The following is a 21559-nucleotide window of genomic DNA, read 5'->3' on the forward strand; positions in this document are numbered from 1 at the left end:
CTTTAGCACAACGCGGCGCCGACGGGCAGAGGCACAAGAGTTTCGGCTTTCGGGCCCCTCGTCTAAGCGCTGCATTCATGAAGGACGTATCTACGCTTGTCGCCCGCCAGTATGAGGCCTTCGCCTATCCGCAGCCGTTCGCCGACCTCGCCGAGGAGATTAGCAATGGCTACAGTCAGGTGGGCGATCCATCGCTTTACGGACCGGTTTTGTGGCCCGAGGGGCGGCCCCCGGGACGGCTGAAGATTCTTGCCGCCGGCTGCGGGACGATCCAGGCAGCTTACGCGGCCTTCATGAATCGCGAGGACGAGGTGGTCGGCGTCGACCTGTCCGACGCCTCTCTCGGCCATGAGCGCTACCTCCAGGAGCGGCACGGCCTTTCCAACCTTCGGCTGTTCAAGGGCGACCTGATCGACGTGGCCGCGACCGGCCAGGACTTCGACGTGATCCTGTGCACCGGCGTGTTGCACCACATGGCGGACCCCGGCGCAGGCCTGGCCGCCTTGCGGGATGTCCTGGCGCCGGGCGGGGTCATGGTGCTGATGCTCTATGGGCAGACCGTGCGCACCGGCGTCTACATGCTGCAGGATGCCTTCCGCCGGATCGGCATCGAGCAGACCACGGCCGGAGTCGCCCAGGTGCGGCGCATCCTCAAGGAACTGCCGCAGCGCCACTACGCCAACGATTATGTCCGCGCCGCCGACGAGTTGAAGCACGACACGGCCGTGGTCGACACCTTCCTCCATCCGCAAGACCGCGCCTATACCGTTCCGCAGATCTTCGATCTGGTCGAAGACGCCGGCCTGCAGTTCCAGAACTGGGTGGATAATTACCTCTATTGGCGAAATGGTGCGTGGGGCGCCGGCACCGCCATCGCCGATGCCGTCGACCCGCTGCCGCCGCGGGAGCACTGGGCTGCAATCGAAATGCTCCGTCAAAGCGCGGGCATGCACACCTTCACCGTGCGCGGGGTGGACACCGACCTTGCCATCGTCGATTTCGACCAGGGCGACTGGCGCGGCTTCGTGCCGCATCGCGGTCCCGGCCTGTTTCGCAAAGGCCCGGCGCTGTTCCAGCGCGGCTATTACCAGTTGAAGGCGCTCGATCTTGAGGAGTTTGTGATCGAGGCCGTCGACGGCCGGCGGAGCATCGGCGACATCATCGGCCTGCCCGCGCTGGCCGACATTCCGCGCGAGGAGCGCGACCTGTTCGGTCAGCGCTACTTCGAACATTTGTGGAAGCTCGGCCACGTCATGATCGCGCTGCCGCCGCGCTAGATCCGGACGCGCGACACCACCAAGGTCTGGTTGGGTGCATATTGCGGCCGGGCGAAGCGGGGCTTGGCGTCAAGCAAAGGAGCGGCGCTGACGGGAAGTCCCGCGCGCATCCCGACCAGCTTGAACGTCACGGGTTCGGCACGGTCGATGCGGATGTGCAGCTCCGCCCCGTCGCAGCTTCGGCCGAAGCAGCTGATGAGATATTCGCCTTCTTCGGCCGCAGCGTCGATCGGGCGCACAAAGCCCGCCGTGCCGGCCGCCCGAATGCGCGCGTCCTTCGGCCCGATCAGGGTTAGGCGCGTCGATCCGTTGGCGCGCAGGCGGGCCGTCACTGCGCGCTCGCGCCCGTTGGCAACCGTCGACACCACTTGCGCAGTGGGTGCGGCGATGCCTGGCGCGCGCGGCGCGGCGGCGACCCAGCGCTTCGCTTCGGCCGTGGGCAACGCCGCCCAGCGCCAGTCGGCCATCTCCCGATAGGCATGGGGCAGCGGCGCCTTGCCGTTGAGGATGGACCAATAGGCTTTGCCCGTTGTCGCATCGGTGACGTGCTCAATGACGAACCTCTGCTGCCGGTCGGCCGAATAGGCCGGGACCGCCGCAACCATCGCCCACAAGAGGATCATGGGGGACATCGCTACGAGCCCAGCAACCCGCCGCATCGGTCTGACGATCAGGGGTTTTGCCTCGATCAGCGCCGGCAGGATGATGAGCACGCCCAGCGGTGCGAACACCCACAGCGGCCCGGCATTGAGCAACTCCTCGAGCAGGCCGAGCATTGCGCCCCACGTCAGGTACAAGGCGACAACCGCTGCCAGAGCCCCGGCTTGCTCGGCGCGGGGCCACCAGCGGCGCGCGAACATCCCGATCAGAAGCAGGGTCGGGGGCAGGAGGAAGAAGACGACCCCGCCCGGTGCGGCGATGGCGATGATCGCGCCAAGGATCAGGAAGACCAGCCAGAACAGGGGCCGCAAGTGCGTGCGATCTACCCGCCGTCCGACCGTCGCCAGAAGCACAACCGCGACCAGCGCCACCGTCGCGGAAATGGCAAGGTGCGTCCACATCGGGTGCGCGCGCCAGAAGTGACCTGGTCGCGCAGCGCCGAGCAGGGCAAGCATAAGCCACGTTAGTCCCGTCGATAGTAGCAGTGTGCCAATGACAACGGCGCCGGTCCGCGCCAAGCCGCCACGCGCCCAGCTGACGCGGGCGACGGCGAGGAGCAGCGCGGCAAGAACAAGGAGGCCGACCGCAAGCGGCAGCGTGAACAGATAGCGCCCGCCAAGGTCCATGAAGATCCAGTCGGCCTGCGCCTTGGGCACGCCCGGGTCGAGCTCCGCCACCAGCGCCAGCGTCTGGTCGCCCATATGCTGCAGCGTCGCGCGGTCGAGCGCGGCGAGGTCGTCGCCCGGGCTGTGGTAGCGCGTCTCGTTGCCGATCGGCGCCAGGTTGAGCGTTAGCCAGCCGCGCTCCGCCAGCGTGTTCACGTCGGTATAATTGGGCATCAGCCGATAGACGTCGGTCGACAGCGAATTGGCGACGGGATTGGCGGCGGCGCGCTTGAAGACCGCGATGGCGGCGGCGTTGGGGCGGCTGGTCTCGAACATGTTGACCGGTCCGCGCACCCCGCGCGCCTCAAGGTTCACCAGGCTATCGACATTGCGGCTGAGCGGATCGTCAAGGAACGCCCGCGCGCCGATCAAGCCAAGTTCTTCGCCCTCGTTGAACAGGAAGATGATCGGGCGCTGCAAAGGCCGATCCTTCGTCAATGCAGCGACCTCCAGCAGGGTGGCCACGCCGATCCCCGCGTCGCCCGCGCCCGGCCCGGTCGGCGTGCTGTCGTAATGCGCGCTCAGCAGCAGTGCCTTGCCGGTGGCCGGTCCGACCGTGGCGATGACGTTGCGCACCCGCGCGCAGCTTACACCCCGCGACTTGTACAACTCGTTGCACGCCCGCTGGTCGCGGACGATCGGGCTCAACCCCATGCCGCGCAACTGCGCGATCAGCCGCGCGCGAACCACGTCGTTCGCGGCCGTGTCGGCGGGGTGGGGGACTTGCTCGCGCAGCACCACTGCGAGCCGCGCGTGGGCGCGGTTTGCGTCGAATTGCGTCGGGGCGGATTGCGACCGCGCCGCGGGGATCGCTGTCAGCTGCGACCTCAGGCCCATCGCCGCCAGGATCGTCACCAGCACCGCAAGCAGAAGGATTGGTTTGCGCATGCTCCCCCCTTGCCCGCGCGCCTCGGCACGCCATATCGCTTTCCCGGCGCGCTTGCGATAGGCGCTGCGCCGTCAGCTTGGAGTCGAAGCAAATGGGTTATCGGGTCGCCGTCGTCGGCGCGACGGGCAATGTCGGGCGCGAGATCCTCAACATCCTCGCCGAACGGCAATTCCCGGCCGATGAAGTCGCCGCGCTCGCGTCGGCGCGCTCGACCGGCGATGTGATCGATTTCGGCGACAGCGGGACCGAGCTCAAGGTCAAGAACCTCGAGCATTTCGATTTCGAAGGGTGGGACATCGCTCTGTTCGCCGCCGGCTCCGAAGTCTCCAAGCTCCACGCCCCGCGCGCCGCGGCGGCGGGCTGTACGGTGATCGACAATAGCTCGCTCTACCGCATGGACCCCGACGTGCCGCTGATCGTGCCCGAGGTGAACGCCGAAGCGATCGCCGGCTACCGCGCCCGCAACATCATCGCCAACCCAAATTGCTCGACCGCGCAGCTGGTGGTGGCGCTGAAGCCGCTGCACGATGCGGCGACGATCAAGCGCGTCGTTGTCGCCACCTATCAGTCGGTCTCCGGCACCGGCAAAGCGGGCATGGACGAACTGTTCGAGCAATCGCGCAACATCTTCGTCGGCGATTCGAACGAGCCCAAGGTCTATCCCAAGCAAATCGCCTTCAACGTCATCCCCCACGCCGGCGACTTCCTCGACGACGGATCGACCACCGAGGAATGGAAGATGGTGGTCGAAACCAAGAAGATCCTCGACCCCAGGATCAAGCTCACCGCGACCTGCGTCCGTGTCCCCGTCTTCGTCTGCCACTCGGAAGCGGTGAACATCGAGTTCGAGAACGAAATCACCGCCGACGAGGCCCGCGCCATCCTGCGCGAGGCGCCCGGCGTGATGGTCGTCGATAAGCGCGAGCCCGGCGGCTATGTCACCCCAGTCGAGGCCGTCGGCGAATACGCCACCTACATCAGCCGCATCAGGGAGGATTCAACGGTCGAGAACGGCTTGTCTCTCTGGGTCGTCAGCGACAACCTTCGCAAGGGCGCGGCGCTCAACGCGGTGCAGATCGCCGAGCTATTGGGCCGCAAGCACCTGCAGAAGGCGGCCTAGGGCTTCTCGCCCCAGATCCTGAGCAATTGCTGCTGCACGAGCTGCAGCCGCGAATAGTTCGTCGGGTCCATCCCAAGGCCTTCCAGCGCGGCGACCTCGTTGAGGGTATAGAGCAGGCTGCGCTTGAACGGGTCGGGCACGCGGCTCTGGATGAAGGTGATCGCCACCAGCCGCTCCCCGCTCGTGACCTGCTCGACCTGGTGGAAGGTGTCGGACGGATAGACGATGGCGTGCCCAGGCGGCAACTTGAAGCTCATCGCTGCATCGCCCAGCTGGACCTGCAGCGCGCCGCCTTCGTAGGTTTCGGGATCGCTGAGGAAGATCGTGCAGCTGAGGTCGCTGCGCAGCGTCCCGCCGGGCAGCACGATATAGGCCATGTCGGTGTGCAGGCCGTAATGCTGCGACGGGTTGTAACGCGTGATCAGCGGCGGCGCGATTGCCGTGGGGAAGGCGAAATTGCGAAAGTCCTCGCTGCGCATCAGCGCCTGGTGAAGCAGCTGCGCGCTCTGGTTGTAGACCGCCGGGTCGTGCAGCTGCTCGTTGTCCTTGGCCGTGTTGTGCGGGTTGGTGATTCGGCCGTGCACGAACTTCGCCGATGCCGCGATCTCGCGGCACCGCGCGACCTCGTCCGCCGTCAGGACCTCAAGCACCTTATACATTCGTCTCTCCCCCGACCGGGCAAGCGCGCGCGCCAGCAGGGGCGACTTTTCCGCGCCCCGCGCCAGCATGGCAAGCGCGCCGGCGATGTCCTCGCGATGATGCGCGGTTGCCTCGTCCAGCAGCTCGCGCCGGAGGCCCGGACTATATTCATATTCCAGCGCCTTGGAGTAGCGTCGGATCAGCGGCCCGGTGGCGATCTCGCGCAATTGCGCCTCGTCCGCGGCAAAGCCGAACAGTGCGGCGGCCCGCGCCAGCTCGCCCGGCATGTCGTCCAGGGCGCGGTCGAAATCCATCCACCCGATGGTCCGGTCGGGCATGGCGTCCGCCGCCTGCTCGAGCGAGGTCATCTCGCACGCCCAGGACGCGGCGGCGAGCTCGGCAAGGTTTTGCGGCGGCGCGAGCGTGACCCGCTCCGCCATCCGCTGCGCCCGCACCGGCGCCAGCACCTGCAGCTCCTGCAGACTGTTCTCGCCCGCCAGCATCCCGGCGATATAGGCCTCGGGCGCCGCATACATGAACAGCGCGCGTTCGCCCGCCGGCACCAAGTCAGGCGCGATCTCGCTGACGAAGCTGGTCGCCTTGACCAGTGCAGCCTGCTCGGGCCCGAAGGTGCGCGAGTAGAGCGCGCTGATCATCCCCGTATAAGCGCCGTGGTCGCTCGCGGCCGCCAGGTCACGCAGCAGCCGCGGCTCACGCACAGAAAGCACGTTGGGCAACTCGCCCAGCATCCGCGCCAGCAGCGTCGACCCGACATGGCCGATATGGAAGATCCACCGCGCGTCCCGCCGCGCTTCCGGCCCCATCGCCGCCGTGACGCCGGCCCACGGCACTATCCGCGCATCCAGCCCCGGCTGAAGCATCCGGTCGTCAAGGAAGCTCGCCGCCCGATATTCTTCAGCAGTCATGGCGATCAGCCGCACCACGCCTGCCGCGGGGTCGAGCGCCTGCGCCAGCCAGCGCGCGTCGCGGGCAATCTCGGCAGGTTCGGGGACGCTGGACATGCCGCCCTTAGCGCTGCATCACGTTCGCGCGAAAGGGAGTGCGAAGATGACCGAGCGAATGTCCGGCGGCTGCGCCTGCGGGCGGGTCCGCTTCACGGCGGAGGTCGAGCCGGCCGAGGCCTATCTCTGCCACTGCCGCATGTGCCAGCGCGCGACCGGATCGGTGTCGATCGCCTTCGTCCACGCCCAGCTCGATTCGATCAAATGGGGCCATGAGCCCGACTGGTACGACAGCTCGCCGATCGCCCGCCGGCCGTTCTGCCGCGAATGCGGCACGTCGCTTGGCTTCGCCTTCAAGGAGGGGAGCGACAAGATGGACCTGACGGTTGCCGCCTTCGACGACCCGTCGCCGTTCAAGCCCAAGCATCATTTCGGCGCGGAGAGTATCCATCGCGCCTGGCTGAACACCGAGGGCCTGCCCGAAATGCGCACTCAGGATTATCAGAAACTGGTCGACAAATGGGTCGACGCCACAGGCGAATTTCCGGGCTGATTCGCGCCGCGAAGCCATCGGTGGTAAAGACTCGCCCGCCAGCTGGGGGCAGCATCGATGGGGCTCAACACATCCACGCTTAAGCGCCGCTATGTCATCGGCAGCGCCGCGATTATCGCGCTTGCGCTGGGCGCCTACGGCGTCGGCCAATATTTTCCGGTGCTCGGCCCCATTGCCGGCACCGTCGCGCCGCAAAGCTACGTGCAGTCGATCACCGACGGCCAGTTTCCCGCGCGCGGACGCTATATTCTCGTCGATGCCGCCTCGGCGCGATTGTACATGATGGAAGACGGCCGCGTGCGCGATTCGATGAAGGTCATCGTAGGCAAGCCCGAAGCACAGACGCCCGCGCTTCGCAGCGTCCTTCATTACGCGACGCTCAATCCCTATTGGAACGTTCCCGCCGACCTCGCGCAAAAGCTAATCGCGCCGCATGTCGTCCAGGAAGGCGCGGCCTACCTTGCCGCGCGCAATTACGAAGTCGTCTCCGACTTCAATGACCCGAACGCCGAGGTGTACCCGCCCGAAAGCGTCGACTGGCAGGCGGTCGCCGATGGTCGCGCGCAGGTAAAGGTCCGCCAACGGCCCGGTCCGGCCAACTCCATGGGGCAAATGAAGTTCAACCTGGCCAACGCCAACGGCATCTTCCTCCACGACACGCCCAAGAAGGAACTGTTCGCCAAGGATGTCCGCACGCTGAGTAATGGCTGCGTGCGACTGGAAGATGCGCCGCGTCTTGCGCGTTGGCTGCTCGGCGGCGACCCGCCGCTCGCCACGGCGTCACCGGAGCAGCATGTCGCGCTCCCCCGCGGCGGCGTTCCGGTCACGATCGCCTATCTCGACGCCAGTGCGCAAATGCAGTTGGCGGGATTGCAGTAGAGCCCGCCACAACTTTGCGATCATGACCTTCGGCACTTGGGCGGGCAGGGAGAAGTGCTGCAGATCCACTTTCGGGCTGCGCAATGGCGGCTCGGGATCGGGTCCCAATGTCGCTTATTTCGAAGAAACGAGCCAAGGCCGGTTGCTCGAATGAATTCGTGCCACGCGACGGTGAGCCGCGCGCGCGAGCGGCCAACGAGGACGCTGATCCAAAGCCATCGGTTTTCCGCGCGGTACGAAAGCCCGGATTGTACGAAGACTTGCCGGGGACGTCCGCGTTGCAAAGTAGGAATTCGGCTGACATGCGAGCGGCATGGATTTCGCCAGCCTTCACCATGATCGGGCAGTCATCATTCGCCGCGTGAGCGCAGCTTGTTCGCGCGCGCGAGTCACTGCGACTTTTGTGACCTTCCGCAAGTGACCGAGGCCCAAGGCCATCGCTGGGCCGCGTCTGACGGCGTCCAGCTTGCTTGGCACGAAGTCGGGCAGGGGCAACCGGTCATCCTCCTTCATGGGCTTTTTTCAGACGCGAACATGAACTGGATCAAATTCGGTCATGCGGCGCGCATTTCTGCGGCGGGCTTTCGCGTGATCATGCCGGACTTGCGGGCGCACGGACAAAGCGGGCGACCGCATGGTGCCGATCATTATCCCAAGGGCATCCTCGCCCGCGACTTGCGCGAGCTGATCAAGCATCTGGCGTTGACCGATTTCGACCTTGGCGGTTTTTCGCTGGGCGCACGGACCACGGTCGAGGGGGTCGGAGAGGGGCTGGTGCCGCGGCGCGCGATCCTCGGCGGCGCCGGCCTGGAAGGCCTTCGCAATTGGGAGCGGCGAAAGAATTTCTTCCTCGAAGCTATCGCCCTGTTCGAAGACAAGCTCCCGCGGACCGACTCGCACTGGCTCTCGATACAGTTCATGAAGAGCCAGAAGATCGACACCGTGGCTGCCGGCCATCTCCTCGAAAGCTTCGAGGATACGTTCATGGACTGGCTGCAGGCGTTCACCATGCCGACGTTGGTCGTCTGCGGTAGCGAGGATGACGACAATGGCTCGGCTGCCGAACTGGCCGCGGCCATGCCCCATGCGACCTTCGAGGAAATTCCCGGCACGCACATGAGCAGCGTCACCAAGCCCGAACTGGGGGAGGCAATCGCGCGATTCCTCGCCGCATGATCCCCCGGATCATGCGCTCGGTGGACATCCTGCGCGGCTTGACGAGGGCGCTCGTCAGTTCCAGTCGGGGCACACGCGAAACCCTTGAGTCACCAGGGATAAGGACGCCTTCATGAAACTTGCCGCTTCCGTTTCGTTCATTGCTCTCGCTCTGACTGCTTGCGCCACCGCCGCGCCGCCGCCGGCGACGGCCGCTGCAATGCAGCCTGCCCCGCCGCCCGCGGAGGCGGCTGCAACTGACCAGGCCGCCGCTTATCCGCTGACGCCTGCCGGCGCCGATGCTTTCGTCGCCGCGGTCGAAAAGGACCTGTTCGGCTATTCGATCGAAGCGAGCCAGGTGAACTGGGTCAATTCCACCTACATCACCGAAGACACCGATGCGCTCGCCGCGCGGATCAACGCCATCGGGACCGAGAAGTCGGTGAAGTACGGTCTCGACGCCGCCAAATATGCGGCCGTCCCGGGCCTCAGCTACGACACCAAGCGCAAGCTCGACATCCTGCGTAACGGGATTGTGCTCCCGGCGCCGACCACGCCGGGCGCGGCGCAGGAGCTGGCGACCATCCAGACCGGCCTTCAGTCGCAGTACGGCAAGGGCAGGGGGACGCTCAACGGCAAGCCCATCAGCGGCAGCGACATCGAAGCGGAAATGGGCAACCTCAAGCACAGCCCGGCTCAATTCGCCGAGATGTGGACGAGCTGGCACGACAATGTCGGCGCGCCGATGAAGAACGACTACGTCAAGATGACGGAGCTTTCGAACGCCGGTGCGAAGGAACTTGGCTTTGCCGACACCGGCGCCATGTGGCGCTCCGCCTACGACATGCCGCCCGAGCAATTCGCCGCCGAGACGGAGCGCATGTGGCAGGAGGTGAAGCCGCTATACATGGCGCTTCACACCTACGTGCGGACTAAGCTCAACCAGAAATATGGCAATGCGGTCCAGCCCCGGACGGGGCCGATCCGCGCCGACCTGCTCGGCAACATGTGGGCGCAGGAATGGGGCAATATCTACCCGCTCGTCGCGCCGCCGGGCGCGGGCGACGTCGGCTATGACATCACCGACTTGATCGCCGCCAGGAAGATGGACGAGCTTGGCATGGTCAAGACCGGCGAGGGCTTCTTCTCCTCGCTCGGCTTCGCGCCGCTGCCCGAGACCTTCTACCAGCGCTCGATGTTCCTGAAACCGCGCGACCGCGAAGTCGTGTGTCACGCATCGGCTTGGAACATCGACAACAAGGACGACCTGCGCATCAAGATGTGCATCAAGCGCAACTCGGACGATTTCGTGACCATCCACCACGAACTCGGCCACAACTATTACCAGCGCGCCTACAACAAGCAGCCCTATCTCTATCTCAACGGCGCCAATGACGGCTTCCACGAGGCGATCGGCGATGCCGTCGCGCTGTCGATCACGCCCGAATATCTGGTGCAGATCGGCATGCTTCCGCGCAACCGCGTGCCAAGTGCCGACAAGGATATTGGCCTGCTGCTTCGCCAGGCGATGGACAAGGTCGCATTCCTGCCCTTCGGCCTGATGATCGACCGCTATCGCTGGGGCATCTACGATGGCTCGATCTCGCCGGCAGAATATAACAATGCGTGGACCAAGATGCGGCTCGACTATCAGGGCATCCGGCCGCCCGTCGATCGCCCGGCGAACGGCTTCGACGCTGGCGCGAAATACCATATCCCGGGCGCCGTTCCCTACACCCGCTATTTCCTTGCGCGGATCCTGCAGTTCCAATTCTACAAGGCGGCGTGCGACCAGGCGGGCTGGACCGGGCCGCTCCACCGCTGCAGCTTCTATGGCAACAAGGAAGTTGGGCGGCGCCTCAACGCCATGCTCGAAATGGGCGCTTCGAAGCCCTGGCCCGATGCGCTCCAGGCGTTCACTGGCGAACGCCAGATGTCGGGCAAGGCGATGATGGAATATTTCGCCCCGCTTAAGGCCTGGCTTGACCAGCAGAATGCGGGGGCGACCCCCGGCTGGTGACATAAAAAAGGGCGCCCCGTGGGGCGCCCTTTCATTGTCGAATGAAGGAAAAGGCCTAAAGGGTCGCGCCGGTTTCCTTCAGCGTCAGAGCCTCCTCGGCGATGTCGGACTGGCTTTTGCCCCGGTTCGAACGGCGCGACTTGGTGCCCATGTTGGTGCTGCTGCCGGTGCTCCCGCTGCCGATGAGCGATTCGTTGCCGAAGTCGTCCTCGGTCGATCCCATGCTCTGCTTCCATTCGCCGAGCTGATCGGTGAGGTTATTGATCTGGTCGGTGATCTGGGCGCGCTTCGACCACAGAAACAGGCCCGTGGCGGCGGCGCCGGCGGCGACGGCCGCGGCTGCGACGGGCTTCTCCCGGGCGATGTCGAGCACGCCTCCGCTATACTGGTTGCGGCCGGTGGGGTTGTTGCTCTTCGACGTACGATTGTTACGCTTGGTACTTGCCACGTGGGCTCTCCTCACATGTTGTTACGCCTCCTCAAACGATTGAAGGCGCTAGCTGTTGCCGCCTTTTCGGCGCCAGCGGTGAGGAGAGGCCGTGGTGCGACGAGGTTCAGGAGGTCTGCATTTGCTCGAGCATATGCTCCGCGCTCGACGCGCGATATTCGCCCGGCGCTTCGACGTTGAGTTGCTCGACAACGCCGTCGTTGACCAGCATCGAATAACGCTGGCTGCGCTTGCCCATGCCGAACTTGGCGCCGTCCATGCTGAGTCCGATGGCGTCGGAAAATTCGCCATTGCCGTCGGCCAGCATGGTGATGTCCCGCGATCCGTCGCGTTCGCCCCAGGCTGCCATAACGAACGGGTCGTTGACCGACACGCAGGCGATTTCGTCGATGCCGCCGGCCTTCAGGTCACCCGCTTTCTCGACAAAAGACGGCATGTGCCGGGCCGAGCAGGTGGGGGTGAACGCGCCGGGAACCGCGAACAAGGCGACCTTCTTGCCGCCGAAATATTCGCTGGTGGTGGTCTGCTGCGGGCCGTCCGGGGTGGCGATGGCCAGCGGCATGTCGGGCAGCTTGTCGCCCACTTGAATGGTCATGGTCGTATCTCCTCGTGTCGGGAAGTCAGGGCGGCAGATAGGCTCGGCAGACCGCGCCCTCAAGCCTTGCTCGCGGCGGGCCGTAGCACCATTTTCGAACGCGTGAGCGATCCGCCGAACTTCCTGTCGGGCAAGCTGCTGCTGGCGATGCCTGGAATGGCCGACCCGCGCTTCGAGCGGGCCGTGATTGCGCTGTGCGTCCATGACGAAAATGGCGCGATTGGCATCGGGATCGGCCACAAGCGTGCGGGCATCGGCTTTCGCGGGCTGCTCAAGCAGCTCGACATCGATCCGGGCGAAGCACCTGATGGCGCGGTGCACCACGGCGGGCCGGTCGAGCCCGGGCGCGGCTTCGTTCTCCATTCGACCGACTGGGGCGGTCAGGACACGCTTCATGTCACCAGCGGCAGCGAACCCCTGTTCGCTATGACCGGGACCATCGACGTGCTCCGCGCCATCGCCGAAGGACGCGGCCCGGCCAAATGGATCGTGGCGTTGGGCTATGCCGGCTGGGGCGAGCACCAGCTCGACGAGGAGATGACGCGCCACGGCTGGTTCGCGGCGGCAGGTCGCGAGCGCATCCTGTTCGATACGCCGACCGACGAGCGGTGGGGCGAATCGTTCAAGGCCGAAGGCATCGACCCGCGCTTGCTGACAAGCGAGACCGGGGTCGCCTGAATCAACATATAAAGAATCCTTTATATTTGCCTTTGGCTTGGCTCGCGGCTAGGGGCGGCGGCGACGCGCACATGCGCACCCCCTCGATCTGATCCGGAGACTCTCACGTGGCTACGCAGGCTGAAACCCGTTTCAACGACTATGTCGTCAAGGACCTCGGCCTCGCCGACTTCGGTCGCAAGGAGATCGAGATCGCCGAGACGGAGATGCCCGGCTTGATGGCGCTGCGCGAAGAATTTGGTGGATCGAAGCCCTTGAAGGGCGCGCGCATCACCGGCTCGCTTCACATGACGATCCAGACCGCGGTGCTGATCGAGACGCTTGCCGACCTCGGCGCCGAAATCCGCTGGGCCTCGTGCAACATCTATTCGACTCAGGACCATGCCGCCGCGGCCATCGCCGCGCGCAACATTCCGGTGTTCGCGGTCAAGGGCGAGACCCTTGAGGAATATTGGGATTACGCCGCGCGCATCTTCGATTGGGGGCAGGACGAAACCTGCAACATGATCCTGGACGACGGCGGCGACGCCACCATGTTTGCCCTGTGGGGCGCGCGGGTCGAAGCGGGCGAGACGCTGTTCACGCCGTCAAACGAAGAAGAGGAGATCTTCGTCGCCACGCTGCAGCGCTTCCTCAAGGAGCGTCCGGGCTATCTCACCAAGACGGTAGCCAACATCAAGGGCGTCAGCGAAGAAACGACCACCGGGGTCCACCGCCTGTACGAGCTCGCCAAGCAGGGCAAGCTCCCGTTCCCGGCGATCAACGTCAACGACAGCGTCACCAAGTCGAAGTTCGACAACCTTTACGGCTGCAAGGAAAGCCTCGTCGATGCGATCCGCCGCGCGACCGACGTCATGCTGGCCGGCAAAGTCGCGGTGGTCGCGGGCTTCGGCGACGTCGGCAAGGGTTCGGCCGCTTCGCTCCGCAATGGCGGTGCGCGCGTGCTGGTGACCGAAGTGGATCCGATCTGTGCGCTTCAGGCGGCGATGGAAGGCTATGAAGTCGTGACGATGGAAGAGGCCGCGCCGCGCGCCGACATCTTTGTCACCGCGACGGGCAACATGGACGTCATCACGCTCGACCACATGCGGGCGATGAAGAACATGGCGATCGTGTCAAACATCGGCCACTTCGACAGCGAAATCCAGATCGGTGCGCTGGCCAACATGAAGTGGACCGAGATCAAGCCGCAGGTCGACGAGGTTGAATTCCCCGACGGCAAGAAGATCATCGTGCTGTCGAAGGGCCGTCTGGTGAACCTCGGCAATGCCACGGGTCACCCGAGCTTCGTCATGTCCTCGTCCTTCACCAACCAGGTGCTTGCGCAGATCGAGCTGTGGACCAAGTCGAACCAATACAAGAACGACGTCTACGTCTTGCCCAAGCATCTCGACGAGAAGGTCGCGCGGCTCCACCTCGGCAAGCTCGGCGTGCATCTCACCGAACTGAACGAGAAGCAGGCGGCATATATCGGCGTCCCGCCCGAAGGGCCGTTCAAGCCGGACCATTACCGCTACTGATCGGACGCCGGTTTTATCCCCGGCTTTCCAATCGAATAGCTTCCTTTTGCGCACCCGCTGGCCCTATGTATTCCCGCGATGGGGATAGGGGGTCTTCCGGCGTCTGTCTGGGCGGTTGTCGTGCTCGCGCTGCTGTGGCTGGCGATCGGCGTGGCGATAGCCGTGGTTGCGGCCCGCCGTTTCCACCTGGCGGAGCGCGTACTTGGTGCTGCGCGGTCAAGCTCGACCTTGCTGGACCTGAATCCCGCGCGGCCGCTGTTGGTGCGGCCCGACGGCAAGATAGAAATAGATGCGCAGCTTCAGCGCGATCTTGGTCTCGCGGGCTCCGCGGACCGTTTTGAGGACCTCGCGTCAAGCGCGAGCGGCATCGCGCGCGCCGACCTAGACGATCTGCGAGCCAGCCTGGACAGCGCGCGCTTGTCAGGCGGGCGGGTGTCGTGCCGGATCCACGCCAACAATGATGCGCGGGCGTTCGAGGTTCGGGGTGGCCCAGCGCCGGCGGAAGAGCCGGCCGGGTCGGTGCTCCTGTGGTTCTTCGACACCAGTAGCAGTGAAGAAGACCGCGCTCGCCTTTCTCTGCGTCTGCGCCAGACGGAAGGCGCGCTCGATTCGCTGACTCATCTGATCGAGGCTGCGCCGTTCCCGATGTGGTATCGTGGGCCGGACCTGAAGTTGGGCCTGGTCAACAGCGCCTTCGTTGTCGCCGTGGAAGGCCGCGACGCCGCCGACGTGATCAACCGTGGATCGGAGCTGTTCGAGGCGGAAGGCGAGGATAGCGCAATCGCGTCGGCCAGAACCGCCCAGCAAAGCGGCCGGGTCGATTCCCGCCTCCACGCCGCGATCATCGGCGGGGAGCGGCGCATGCTCCGCATCGTCAACGTGCCGCTGGCGACGGGCGCGGTCGCCGGGTTCGCGATCGATGTCCAGGACCTCGAAGATGCGCGGCACGAGCTCAGCCGACACATTGAATCTCAGCGTGAAATCGCTGACCGGATGACCGCGGGCACGGCCCAATTCGATGGCGAGCGAAACCTCAGCTTCTTCAACCGCCCGTTCGCCGCGATGGTCCAGATCGAGCCCGACTGGCTCGCCGAAAAACCCGAGTTCGATCGCCTCCTCGAACGGATGCGCGACAACCAGCGCGTCCCGGAAAACCGCGATTTCCCGCAATGGAAGGAGGAACGGCGCAACTGGTTCACCAGCGCCGACGAGGTGATCGAGGAAGAATGGATGTTGCCCGGAGGCGACCATTTGCGCGTCGTGGCGCAGCCGCTTCCCGACGGCGGGCTCCGCCTAATTCTCGAGGACCGGACCGAGCAGCTCCGCCTGGCATCGGCGCGTGACACCCTACTGCGTGTCCGCACTGCAACCTTTGACAACCTCTATGAAGCGATCAGCGTTTTCGCCAGCGATGGCCGTCTCTACTTGTGGAACCGTCGATTTCGCGACGATTGGGAGATGGACGAGGAGTGGCTCACGGCTCACCCCCGCGTCGATGAACTGGTGCCGGCAATGGCGCGCAAACTGGTCAACCCGACCGCCGCTGCGCAGATCCGGGAACTGGTTCGTGAAACGACCAATGAGCGCAAGTCGTCCACCGGACGAATCTCGATGACCGACGGTCGCCACTTCCAGTTCGCCGCCGTCCCTCTGCCCGACGGAAATGCGCTGTTCACAATGGTCGACGTGACGGATTCCACCAGGATCGAGGCGGCGCTGCGGGAGCGCGCGGCGGCGTTGGAAGAAGCCGACAGGGTCAAGACCGACTTCGTGGCCAATGTCAGCTATGAGCTTCGAACCCCGTTGACGTCGATCGGCGGGTTCTCGGAAATGCTGGCGGGCGGCTATGCCGGCAAGCTCACGCCTAAGGCAAAGGACTATGTCGACGCCATCCTGGAGGCCGTCGGGCGCTTGTCGAAGCTGGTCGACGACGTCCTTGATCTCACCACCGGCGATTCGCGATCGGTTGCGCTTGAAAGGGAGCGTGTCGATATCGCCGGCCTTTGCCGAACCGCGGTCGAAACCGTGCGGCCACGCGCAGAGGAGAAATCGCAAAAGCTGGAATCGACCATCGAGTCCAGCGCAGGGTTTGTTTTCGGCGATGCTCGGCGCTTGCGGGAATCGGTCGAACATGTGCTTCAGAATGCGATCGCCTACACGGACAGCAACGGCCGAATCCAGCTGTTGGCGGAGGGCGACGCCAATCGGGTGACCGTTCGCATTAGCGATAACGGATCCGGCATCGCGCAAGAGGACATCCCGCGCGTTTTCAACCGCTTCGACCGTGTGGTCGAAGTCGGGGTGCGGGGGGAAGCCGCGCTCGGCCTTGGCCTGCCGCTGACCCGTCAATTCATTGAGGCGCACGGCGGGACGGTCGAGCTGGAATCGCAGCAAGGGAAGGGGACAAAGGTGACCCTTACGATTCCACGTGGCGCCAAATGATCCTGGAGGACGAGGCAGCGACTCACGCTTTTGGGGAACGTCTCTCCGCGCTGGCGCGAGTGGGGGACGTGATCACGCTTTCCGGGCCGCTCGGAGTGGGGAAAACGTCGCTTGCTCGCGGGTTTCTCGCCGGACTCGGCCATCAAAGCGAGGTGCCTAGCCCGACCTTCGCCATCGTTCAGCCCTATGAACAGTTGGATCCGCCCGTTTGGCATGTCGATTTGTACCGGATCGAGGACCCCTCGGAGCTAGAGCAGATCGGCCTCGATGCCGCGGACGATGCGGTGTTGCTCGTCGAATGGCCGGAGCGGGCAGGGGCGGCGGCGTGGCCCGACGCGCTCAGGCTGTCGCTCGCGGTCGATGATGCTGGCGCACGGCGCTTGACAGCGGATGTGCCCCCGGCATGGGAGGCGCGATGGTTTCGCCAATGACCCCGCCGCCGCACGCCCAGGCGTTCCTTGCCACTTGCGGGTGGGAAGATGCGCAGATTCTGCCGCTGGCCGGCGATGCGTCGTTCCGCCGTTATTTCCGCGTCGTCGATGGTTCGCGCAGCGCCGTCCTGATGGATGCGCCCCCGCCGCATGAAGATCCGCGGCCGTTCATCGCCGTTGCCGAATGGCTGGTTTCGCGAGGGTTGAGCGCACCGGCGATCCTCGCGCGCGATCTTGAACGGGGGCTGCTGTTGCTCGACGATTTCGGCAACGGACGTCTGCGTGAAACGCTGGACACCGATCCCGGCCGAGAGCGCGATTTATATGCGCTGGCGACGGACCTGCTCGTCGACCTTCACCGGCATCCTGCCATGCCTGGCCTTCCCATCCACGGCCTCGATCAATGGCTGGAGGAAGTTCAGTTGTTCATCGACTGGTATTGTCCGGCAGTCGAGGCGCAGGTGGATGTCGAGGGATATCGGTCGGCCTGGACCGAAGTGCTCCGCCCGGTAGCGTCGGACGGCCTCGGCCCGGTCACCGTGCTTCGCGACTACCATGCCGAAAACATCATGCTGGTCGACGGGCGCGAGGGCGTTGCCCATTTCGGGTTGCTCGACTTCCAGGACGCGCTTGCTGGGCATCCCGCCTATGACTTGGCGTCGGTTCTCGAGGACGCGCGGCGCGATGTGCCCCGGGGATCGAGCGTGAGATGATGGACCGCTATATGGCGTCGACCGCCGACGCTGCCTCGTTCGAGCGTGCCTATTGGGCGCTTGCGGCGCAGCGCAACACGCGCATTCTCGGCGTTTTCACGCGCCTGTGGAAGCGCGACAACAAGCCCGGCTACCGGCGCTTCCAGCCGCGCATGTGGGGGCTTTTGGAACGCGATCTTGCGCAGCCGCACCTGGCGCCGGTGCGCGACTGGTTCGATGCGAACCTGGCCGAGGAATATCGCCGCCTGCCGTGGAAGCAGGCAGCATGAGCCAGGCCCGGCGAGCGCTACGGCTTCGCGCCGAGGTAGAGGCGGAAGTGCCGCAGACGGCGATGATCATGGCCGCCGGCCTTGGCAAGCGGATGCGGCCGCTGACGGCGACCAAGCCCAAGCCGCTGATCGAAGTCGCCGGAAAGGCACTGCTCGACCATGTTCTTGAACATTTACGAACCGCCGGCGTGAAAACCGTCATCGTGAACGTCCATTATCTTGCGGACGCGCTTGAGGCGCATTTGAAGTCGCGCGCCAACGGTCTCGACATCCGCATTTCGGACGAACGCGATCTTCTCCTGGAGACGGGTGGCGGATTGGTTCGTGCCGCGCCGATGATCGATTGCGATCCGTTTCTTGCCGTCAACAGCGACAATTATTGGGTCGATGGCCCGGCGGATACGTTGCGGCTGCTCGCTTCGCAGTGGAACAGTGAAAAGATGGACGCCCTGCTGTTGCTCGTGCCTCTCGCTCGAGCCCAAAATCACGGCGGAATCGGCGATTTCCACTTAAGCCGCGACGGCAAGGTCCGGCGGCGCGAGCGAAGCCATGTCGCACCCTTCGTCTATACGGGCGTGCAAATGGTGTCGAAGCGCCTGCTCCGCGATGCGCCGGAGGGGGCGTTCTCGACCAACATCCTGTGGGACCGTGCCATCGAGGAGGGTCGCTGCTTTGGCGCGGTTCACCAGGGGCTGTGGTTCGACGTTGGCACGCCGCAGGCAATCCAGATGACGGAATCGGCACTGCAATATGCCTGAACCGCAAGGCGATCGGCCTGCGGTTTTCACCATTCCCGGACATCGCTCGTTCGCCGATGCGCTTGCGGTCGGTTTGATCCGCATGTTTGGCGGCGATCCGCTCGGCCTGGCGCGAGGCCGCATCCTGCTTCCCAACAATCGCGCGGTGCGGTCGGTCACCGAGGCCTTCGTCCGCGCCAGCGGCAGCGGCTTGCTGCTGCCGCGACTGATCCCGATCGGCGATCCCGATCTCGACGAACGGGTCAGCGTCAGCCTCGACGCGCAGGCGGAGGCAATCCCCCCGGCGATCGACCCGCTCGATCGGCTGTTACGCCTCGCGTCGATCGTCCGCGGGCCGGAGGAGAGCGCCGCCGAGGCGCTGCGGATGGCGGCCGATCTGGGCCGGACGCTCGATGCCCTGCTCGTTGAAAAGATCGAGCCCGCTCGCTTGCGGGAAGCTGCATCGGACGCGGAAGATCTTTCGCGCCACTGGCAGAAGTCGCTCGACAAATTGCAGGTGATCATGGCGCATTGGCCGGCGATCCATGCCGATCAGGGCGCGCTGGACCTCGCCGAACGGCGCAATCGGCTTCTCGACGGGCTCGCCGACCAATGGGCGCGCACGCCACCGGCGGGCTTCACCGTCGCAGCTGGGATTACGACGTCCGCGCCCGCCGTCGCAGGGTTACTGGCGCGCGTTGCGCGGATGCCGGGCGGGATGGTGATGCTGCCCAACCTCAACGACCGCCGCACCCTGCCCGACGCGGAATGGGATGCGCTCGGGGGTGAGGATGGACGCGGCGAGCAGACCCATCCGCAATTCCATCTCAAGCAACTGCTCGACCGCATGGGGATCGCGCGGGGCGAGGTGCAGGTGTGGCGGCATTCGGGTGGCGCAAGCTCACCCGCGCCGCGTGGGCGGGCCGTCGCCAATGCGATGGCCGCGCCGGATTTTTCGCATAAATGGCAGAGCCTCCCGCCGCTCGAGCGACGCCTGAGCGGAGTCCGCCTCGCCGAATTGCCCGACGCCGCGACCGAGGCGCAAGCGGTTGCACTTGCGCTTCGTCAAGCGCTCGAGACGCCCGGTCGAACGGCGGCCCTGGTCACCCCCGATCGTCAATTGGCCAAGCGCGTCGCCGCCTTGCTGGCGCGGTGGGACATTGCCGCTGACGACAGTGCCGGCACCGCGCTGACGCAGACGGCGCCGGGCACGTTGCTCCTCGGCATCGCTGCCGCCGCAGCAGAAGAACTGGCACCGGTGCCGCTGCTTGCGCTGCTCAAACATCCGCTCGTCGGCAGCTGGAGTGATGTGGAACGCCGCGACTGGCTCGGCGCGGTTCGACGCCTCGACGTCGCGCTCCGTGGTCCGCGGCCGGCGGCCGGGCTGCGCGGCCTGGACGAGCGGTTCAAAGAGAAAAAATGCACGCCCCAGTGGCAGGTGGTGCGGCCACGCCTGGAAAGCGTTGCGGGCCTGTTGGCAAAGCCGATTTCGGTGGCGGAATTTGCCGAAAGGCTGGCGAAGGCCGCGACAGCGCTTGCGGGCGATGCCGCTTGGCGCGGACCCGCCGGACGACTGGCATCCGACCTACTTCTGGAACTGCAAGGCTCCCCGGCCGCACAGGCCCTCACCGTAAGCGCGCAGGACGCGGTGCCGCTGCTTCGCTTGCTGTGCGAGGGCAAAGCGGTGCGACCGTCCTACGGCGGCCATCCGCGCATCTTCATCTGGGGGCTGCTCGAAGCGCGCCTGCAGCATGCCGATCTGGTTATCCTCGGCGGGCTCAATGAAGGCGTATGGCCGGCCCTGGCCGCGCCCGATCCTTGGCTCCCGCCCAAGGTCCGCGCCAACCTCGGGCTACCCAGCCTGGAATTCCGCATCGGCCTTGCCGCGCATGATTTCGCAAGCGCGCTCAGCGCCCCGCAAGTGCTGATCACGCGCGCCCGGCGCGACGGACGCTCGCCGACGGTGGCGTCGCGCTTTCTGCTGCGGCTGCAAGCAATGACCGGCGGCCTTGCTCGCGACCGCACGCTCGAGCGGCTGGTCGCGGCGCTCGACGATCCCGGACCGCCGAAACCTGTCACGCGGCCGATGCCCGCGCCGCCGCCCGAGCAGCGCCCCGAGCGGATTTCGGTGACCGCGGTCGATCGCCTCAACGCCGATCCCTTCGCCTTTTACGCGCAGGCGATCCTCAAGCTGCGCAAACTCGATCCGGTCGATGCCGACCATACGGCGGCGTGGAAAGGCAGCGCGGTGCACAAGGTGTTCGAGCTATGGCTGAGCGAGGACGATTGCGCGCCGGCGCTGCTCCGGCCCCGTGCCGAAGCGCTGCTGCGCGGCGACGACATCCACCCGATGCTGCGCGCCTTGTGGGCACCGCGCTTGCTCGAAGCGATCGACTGGATCGCCGAGCGCGACGCCACCAATCGCGCGGCGGGGCGCCTGCCGCTCAAGGCCGAGGTCGATGGCGAGGCAGTAGTCGCGGGCGTGACCGTGTACGGCCGCGCCGACCGCATCGACCGCCTCGCCGACGGCACGCTGGCGATCATCGATTACAAGACGGGCGCGCCGCCGACGCAAAAGGCGGTGAACGAGGGTTTCGCGCTTCAGCTCGGGCTGCTTGGCCTGATCGGGCGCGCGGGCGGCTTCCCGGGGATCAATGGCGATCCCGACACCTTCGAATATTGGTCGCTGGCGCGGCACAAGAAAACGTTCGGCAAGCTGATGTGTCCCGACAAGGACATGCAGCCGGGCGAATTTCTCGATCATGCCTACGGACGTTTCGCTTCGGCGGCGGCGAAGTGGCTGACGGGCGACGCGCCTTTCACGGCCAAGCTCAACCCCGCTTACGCGCCCTATGGCGACTATGATCAGCTGATGCGGCTGGAAGAATGGTACGGCCGCGGATGAGC

The 21559-nt window shown here is 65.4% G+C and carries 16 protein-coding genes and 1 pseudogene; 13 read left to right on the forward strand and 4 right to left on the reverse strand.

The annotated features are described in order from the left end of the window. The first annotated feature begins 77 nt into the window (after positions 1-77). On the forward strand, positions 78-1277 hold the full coding sequence (locus tag H9L13_RS07315; RefSeq protein ID WP_187537119.1) for a class I SAM-dependent methyltransferase: 1200 nt from the start codon (positions 78-80) through the stop codon (positions 1275-1277). On the opposite strand, the gene H9L13_RS07320 is transcribed toward H9L13_RS07315, so the two are convergent. Further along, the gene (locus H9L13_RS07320) at positions 1274-3490 is read right to left on the reverse strand and encodes a M28 family peptidase (RefSeq protein WP_187537120.1); all 2217 of its coding nucleotides are present in this window, start codon (positions 3488-3490) and stop codon (positions 1274-1276) included. The genes H9L13_RS07315 and H9L13_RS07320 overlap by 4 nt on opposite strands. Positions 3491-3582: 92 nt before the next feature. On the opposite strand from H9L13_RS07320, the gene H9L13_RS07325 reads away from it, so the two are divergent. Continuing rightward, positions 3583-4611: an aspartate-semialdehyde dehydrogenase gene (locus H9L13_RS07325; protein WP_187537121.1), complete on the forward strand. Its 1029-nt coding sequence runs from the start codon at positions 3583-3585 to the stop codon at positions 4609-4611. Here H9L13_RS07325 and H9L13_RS12750 read toward each other — a convergent pair. Continuing rightward, a complete protein-coding gene (locus tag H9L13_RS12750; RefSeq protein ID WP_244954798.1) occupies positions 4608-6272 on the reverse strand; it encodes a Fe2+-dependent dioxygenase in 1665 nt (554 codons plus the stop codon). The two genes, H9L13_RS07325 and H9L13_RS12750, sit on opposite strands and share 4 nt — an antisense overlap. Positions 6273-6318: 46 nt before the next feature. Here H9L13_RS12750 and H9L13_RS07335 point away from each other — a divergent pair, with 46 nt between their 5' ends. From H9L13_RS07335 to H9L13_RS07350, 4 genes are all read left to right on the forward strand, one after another. Further along, positions 6319-6765: a GFA family protein gene (locus H9L13_RS07335; protein ID WP_187537122.1), complete on the forward strand. Its 447-nt coding sequence runs from the start codon at positions 6319-6321 to the stop codon at positions 6763-6765. Positions 6766-6822: 57 nt separating this feature from the next. Then, positions 6823-7644: a L,D-transpeptidase family protein gene (locus H9L13_RS07340; RefSeq protein ID WP_187537123.1), complete on the forward strand. Its 822-nt coding sequence runs from the start codon at positions 6823-6825 to the stop codon at positions 7642-7644. A 534-nt stretch (positions 7645-8178) separates the two neighbouring features. Then, positions 8179-8820 (forward strand): alpha/beta fold hydrolase, encoded by a 642-nt coding sequence (locus H9L13_RS07345; RefSeq protein ID WP_235090752.1) that lies wholly within the window; start codon positions 8179-8181, stop codon positions 8818-8820. A gap of 112 nt (positions 8821-8932) precedes the next feature. Beyond that, a complete protein-coding gene (locus tag H9L13_RS07350) occupies positions 8933-10819 on the forward strand; it encodes a M2 family metallopeptidase (RefSeq protein WP_187537125.1) in 1887 nt (628 codons plus the stop codon). A 55-nt stretch (positions 10820-10874) separates the two neighbouring features. On the opposite strand, the gene H9L13_RS07355 is transcribed toward H9L13_RS07350, so the two are convergent. Together H9L13_RS07355 and H9L13_RS07360 are read right to left on the reverse strand one after the other, a co-directional pair. After that, the gene (locus H9L13_RS07355) at positions 10875-11267 is read right to left on the reverse strand and encodes a hypothetical protein (protein ID WP_187537126.1); all 393 of its coding nucleotides are present in this window, start codon (positions 11265-11267) and stop codon (positions 10875-10877) included. 106 nt (positions 11268-11373) lie between these two features. Next, entirely contained in the window at positions 11374-11862 is a 489-nt protein-coding gene (locus H9L13_RS07360; RefSeq protein ID WP_187537127.1) for a peroxiredoxin, read from the reverse strand. Positions 11863-12009: 147 nt separating this feature from the next. Here H9L13_RS07360 and H9L13_RS07365 point away from each other — a divergent pair, with 147 nt between their 5' ends. From H9L13_RS07365 to addB, 7 genes and pseudogenes are all read left to right on the forward strand, one after another. Then, entirely contained in the window at positions 12010-12540 is a 531-nt protein-coding gene (locus H9L13_RS07365; protein ID WP_187540234.1) for a YqgE/AlgH family protein, read from the forward strand. Between the two features lie 107 nt (positions 12541-12647). Next, on the forward strand, positions 12648-14060 hold the full coding sequence (gene ahcY, locus H9L13_RS07370; RefSeq protein ID WP_187537128.1) for an adenosylhomocysteinase: 1413 nt from the start codon (positions 12648-12650) through the stop codon (positions 14058-14060). A gap of 120 nt (positions 14061-14180) precedes the next feature. Continuing rightward, positions 14181-16502, forward strand: a complete 2322-nt coding sequence (locus H9L13_RS07375) for a sensor histidine kinase (RefSeq protein ID WP_235090753.1) — start codon at positions 14181-14183, stop codon at positions 16500-16502. Continuing rightward, positions 16499-16933 carry a tRNA (adenosine(37)-N6)-threonylcarbamoyltransferase complex ATPase subunit type 1 TsaE gene (gene tsaE, locus H9L13_RS07380; protein ID WP_187537130.1) on the forward strand — a complete coding sequence of 145 codons (435 nt, stop codon included), beginning with the start codon at positions 16499-16501 and terminating at the stop codon, positions 16931-16933. The genes H9L13_RS07375 and tsaE overlap by 4 nt, the downstream gene beginning before the upstream one ends. Then, positions 16930-17915, forward strand: a pseudogene (locus H9L13_RS07385) (aminoglycoside phosphotransferase family protein). Before tsaE ends, H9L13_RS07385 begins: the two are co-directional and overlap by 4 nt. Next, positions 17912-18673: a nucleotidyltransferase family protein gene (locus H9L13_RS07390; RefSeq protein WP_187537131.1), complete on the forward strand. Its 762-nt coding sequence runs from the start codon at positions 17912-17914 to the stop codon at positions 18671-18673. The pseudogene H9L13_RS07385 and the gene H9L13_RS07390 overlap by 4 nt, the downstream one beginning before the upstream one ends. Then, positions 18666-21557, forward strand: coding sequence for a double-strand break repair protein AddB (gene addB, locus H9L13_RS07395; RefSeq protein ID WP_187537132.1), 2892 nt, complete (start codon positions 18666-18668; stop codon positions 21555-21557). The genes H9L13_RS07390 and addB overlap by 8 nt, the downstream gene beginning before the upstream one ends. The last annotated feature ends 2 nt before the right edge of the window (positions 21558-21559 follow it).

It is taken from the genome of Sphingomonas lutea (genome assembly GCF_014396785.1).
In the GTDB taxonomy this organism is placed as follows: Bacteria; Pseudomonadota; Alphaproteobacteria; order Sphingomonadales; family Sphingomonadaceae; genus Sphingomicrobium; species Sphingomicrobium luteum.

Excerpts from the sequence above, each read along its gene's own strand:
- H9L13_RS07325 (WP_187537121.1), top strand. The coding sequence starts at position 3,583 with ATGGGTTATCGGGTCGCCGTCGTCGGCGCGACGGGCAATGTCGGGCGC.
- H9L13_RS07320 (WP_187537120.1), bottom strand. The coding sequence starts at position 3,490 with ATGCGCAAACCAATCCTTCTGCTTGCGGTGCTGGTGACGATCCTGGCG.
- H9L13_RS07350 (WP_187537125.1), top strand. The coding sequence starts at position 8,933 with ATGAAACTTGCCGCTTCCGTTTCGTTCATTGCTCTCGCTCTGACTGCT.
- H9L13_RS07340 (WP_187537123.1), top strand. The coding sequence starts at position 6,823 with ATGGGGCTCAACACATCCACGCTTAAGCGCCGCTATGTCATCGGCAGC.
- H9L13_RS07335 (WP_187537122.1), top strand. The coding sequence starts at position 6,319 with ATGACCGAGCGAATGTCCGGCGGCTGCGCCTGCGGGCGGGTCCGCTTC.
- H9L13_RS07390 (WP_187537131.1), top strand. The coding sequence starts at position 17,912 with ATGAGCCAGGCCCGGCGAGCGCTACGGCTTCGCGCCGAGGTAGAGGCG.
- H9L13_RS07360 (WP_187537127.1), bottom strand. The coding sequence starts at position 11,862 with ATGACCATTCAAGTGGGCGACAAGCTGCCCGACATGCCGCTGGCCATC.
- H9L13_RS12750 (WP_244954798.1), bottom strand. The coding sequence starts at position 6,272 with ATGTCCAGCGTCCCCGAACCTGCCGAGATTGCCCGCGACGCGCGCTGG.
- H9L13_RS07345 (WP_235090752.1), top strand. The coding sequence starts at position 8,179 with ATGAACTGGATCAAATTCGGTCATGCGGCGCGCATTTCTGCGGCGGGC.
- H9L13_RS07315 (WP_187537119.1), top strand. The coding sequence starts at position 78 with ATGAAGGACGTATCTACGCTTGTCGCCCGCCAGTATGAGGCCTTCGCC.
- tsaE (WP_187537130.1), top strand. The coding sequence starts at position 16,499 with ATGATCCTGGAGGACGAGGCAGCGACTCACGCTTTTGGGGAACGTCTC.
- H9L13_RS07365 (WP_187540234.1), top strand. The coding sequence starts at position 12,010 with ATGCCTGGAATGGCCGACCCGCGCTTCGAGCGGGCCGTGATTGCGCTG.
- addB (WP_187537132.1), top strand. The coding sequence starts at position 18,666 with ATGCCTGAACCGCAAGGCGATCGGCCTGCGGTTTTCACCATTCCCGGA.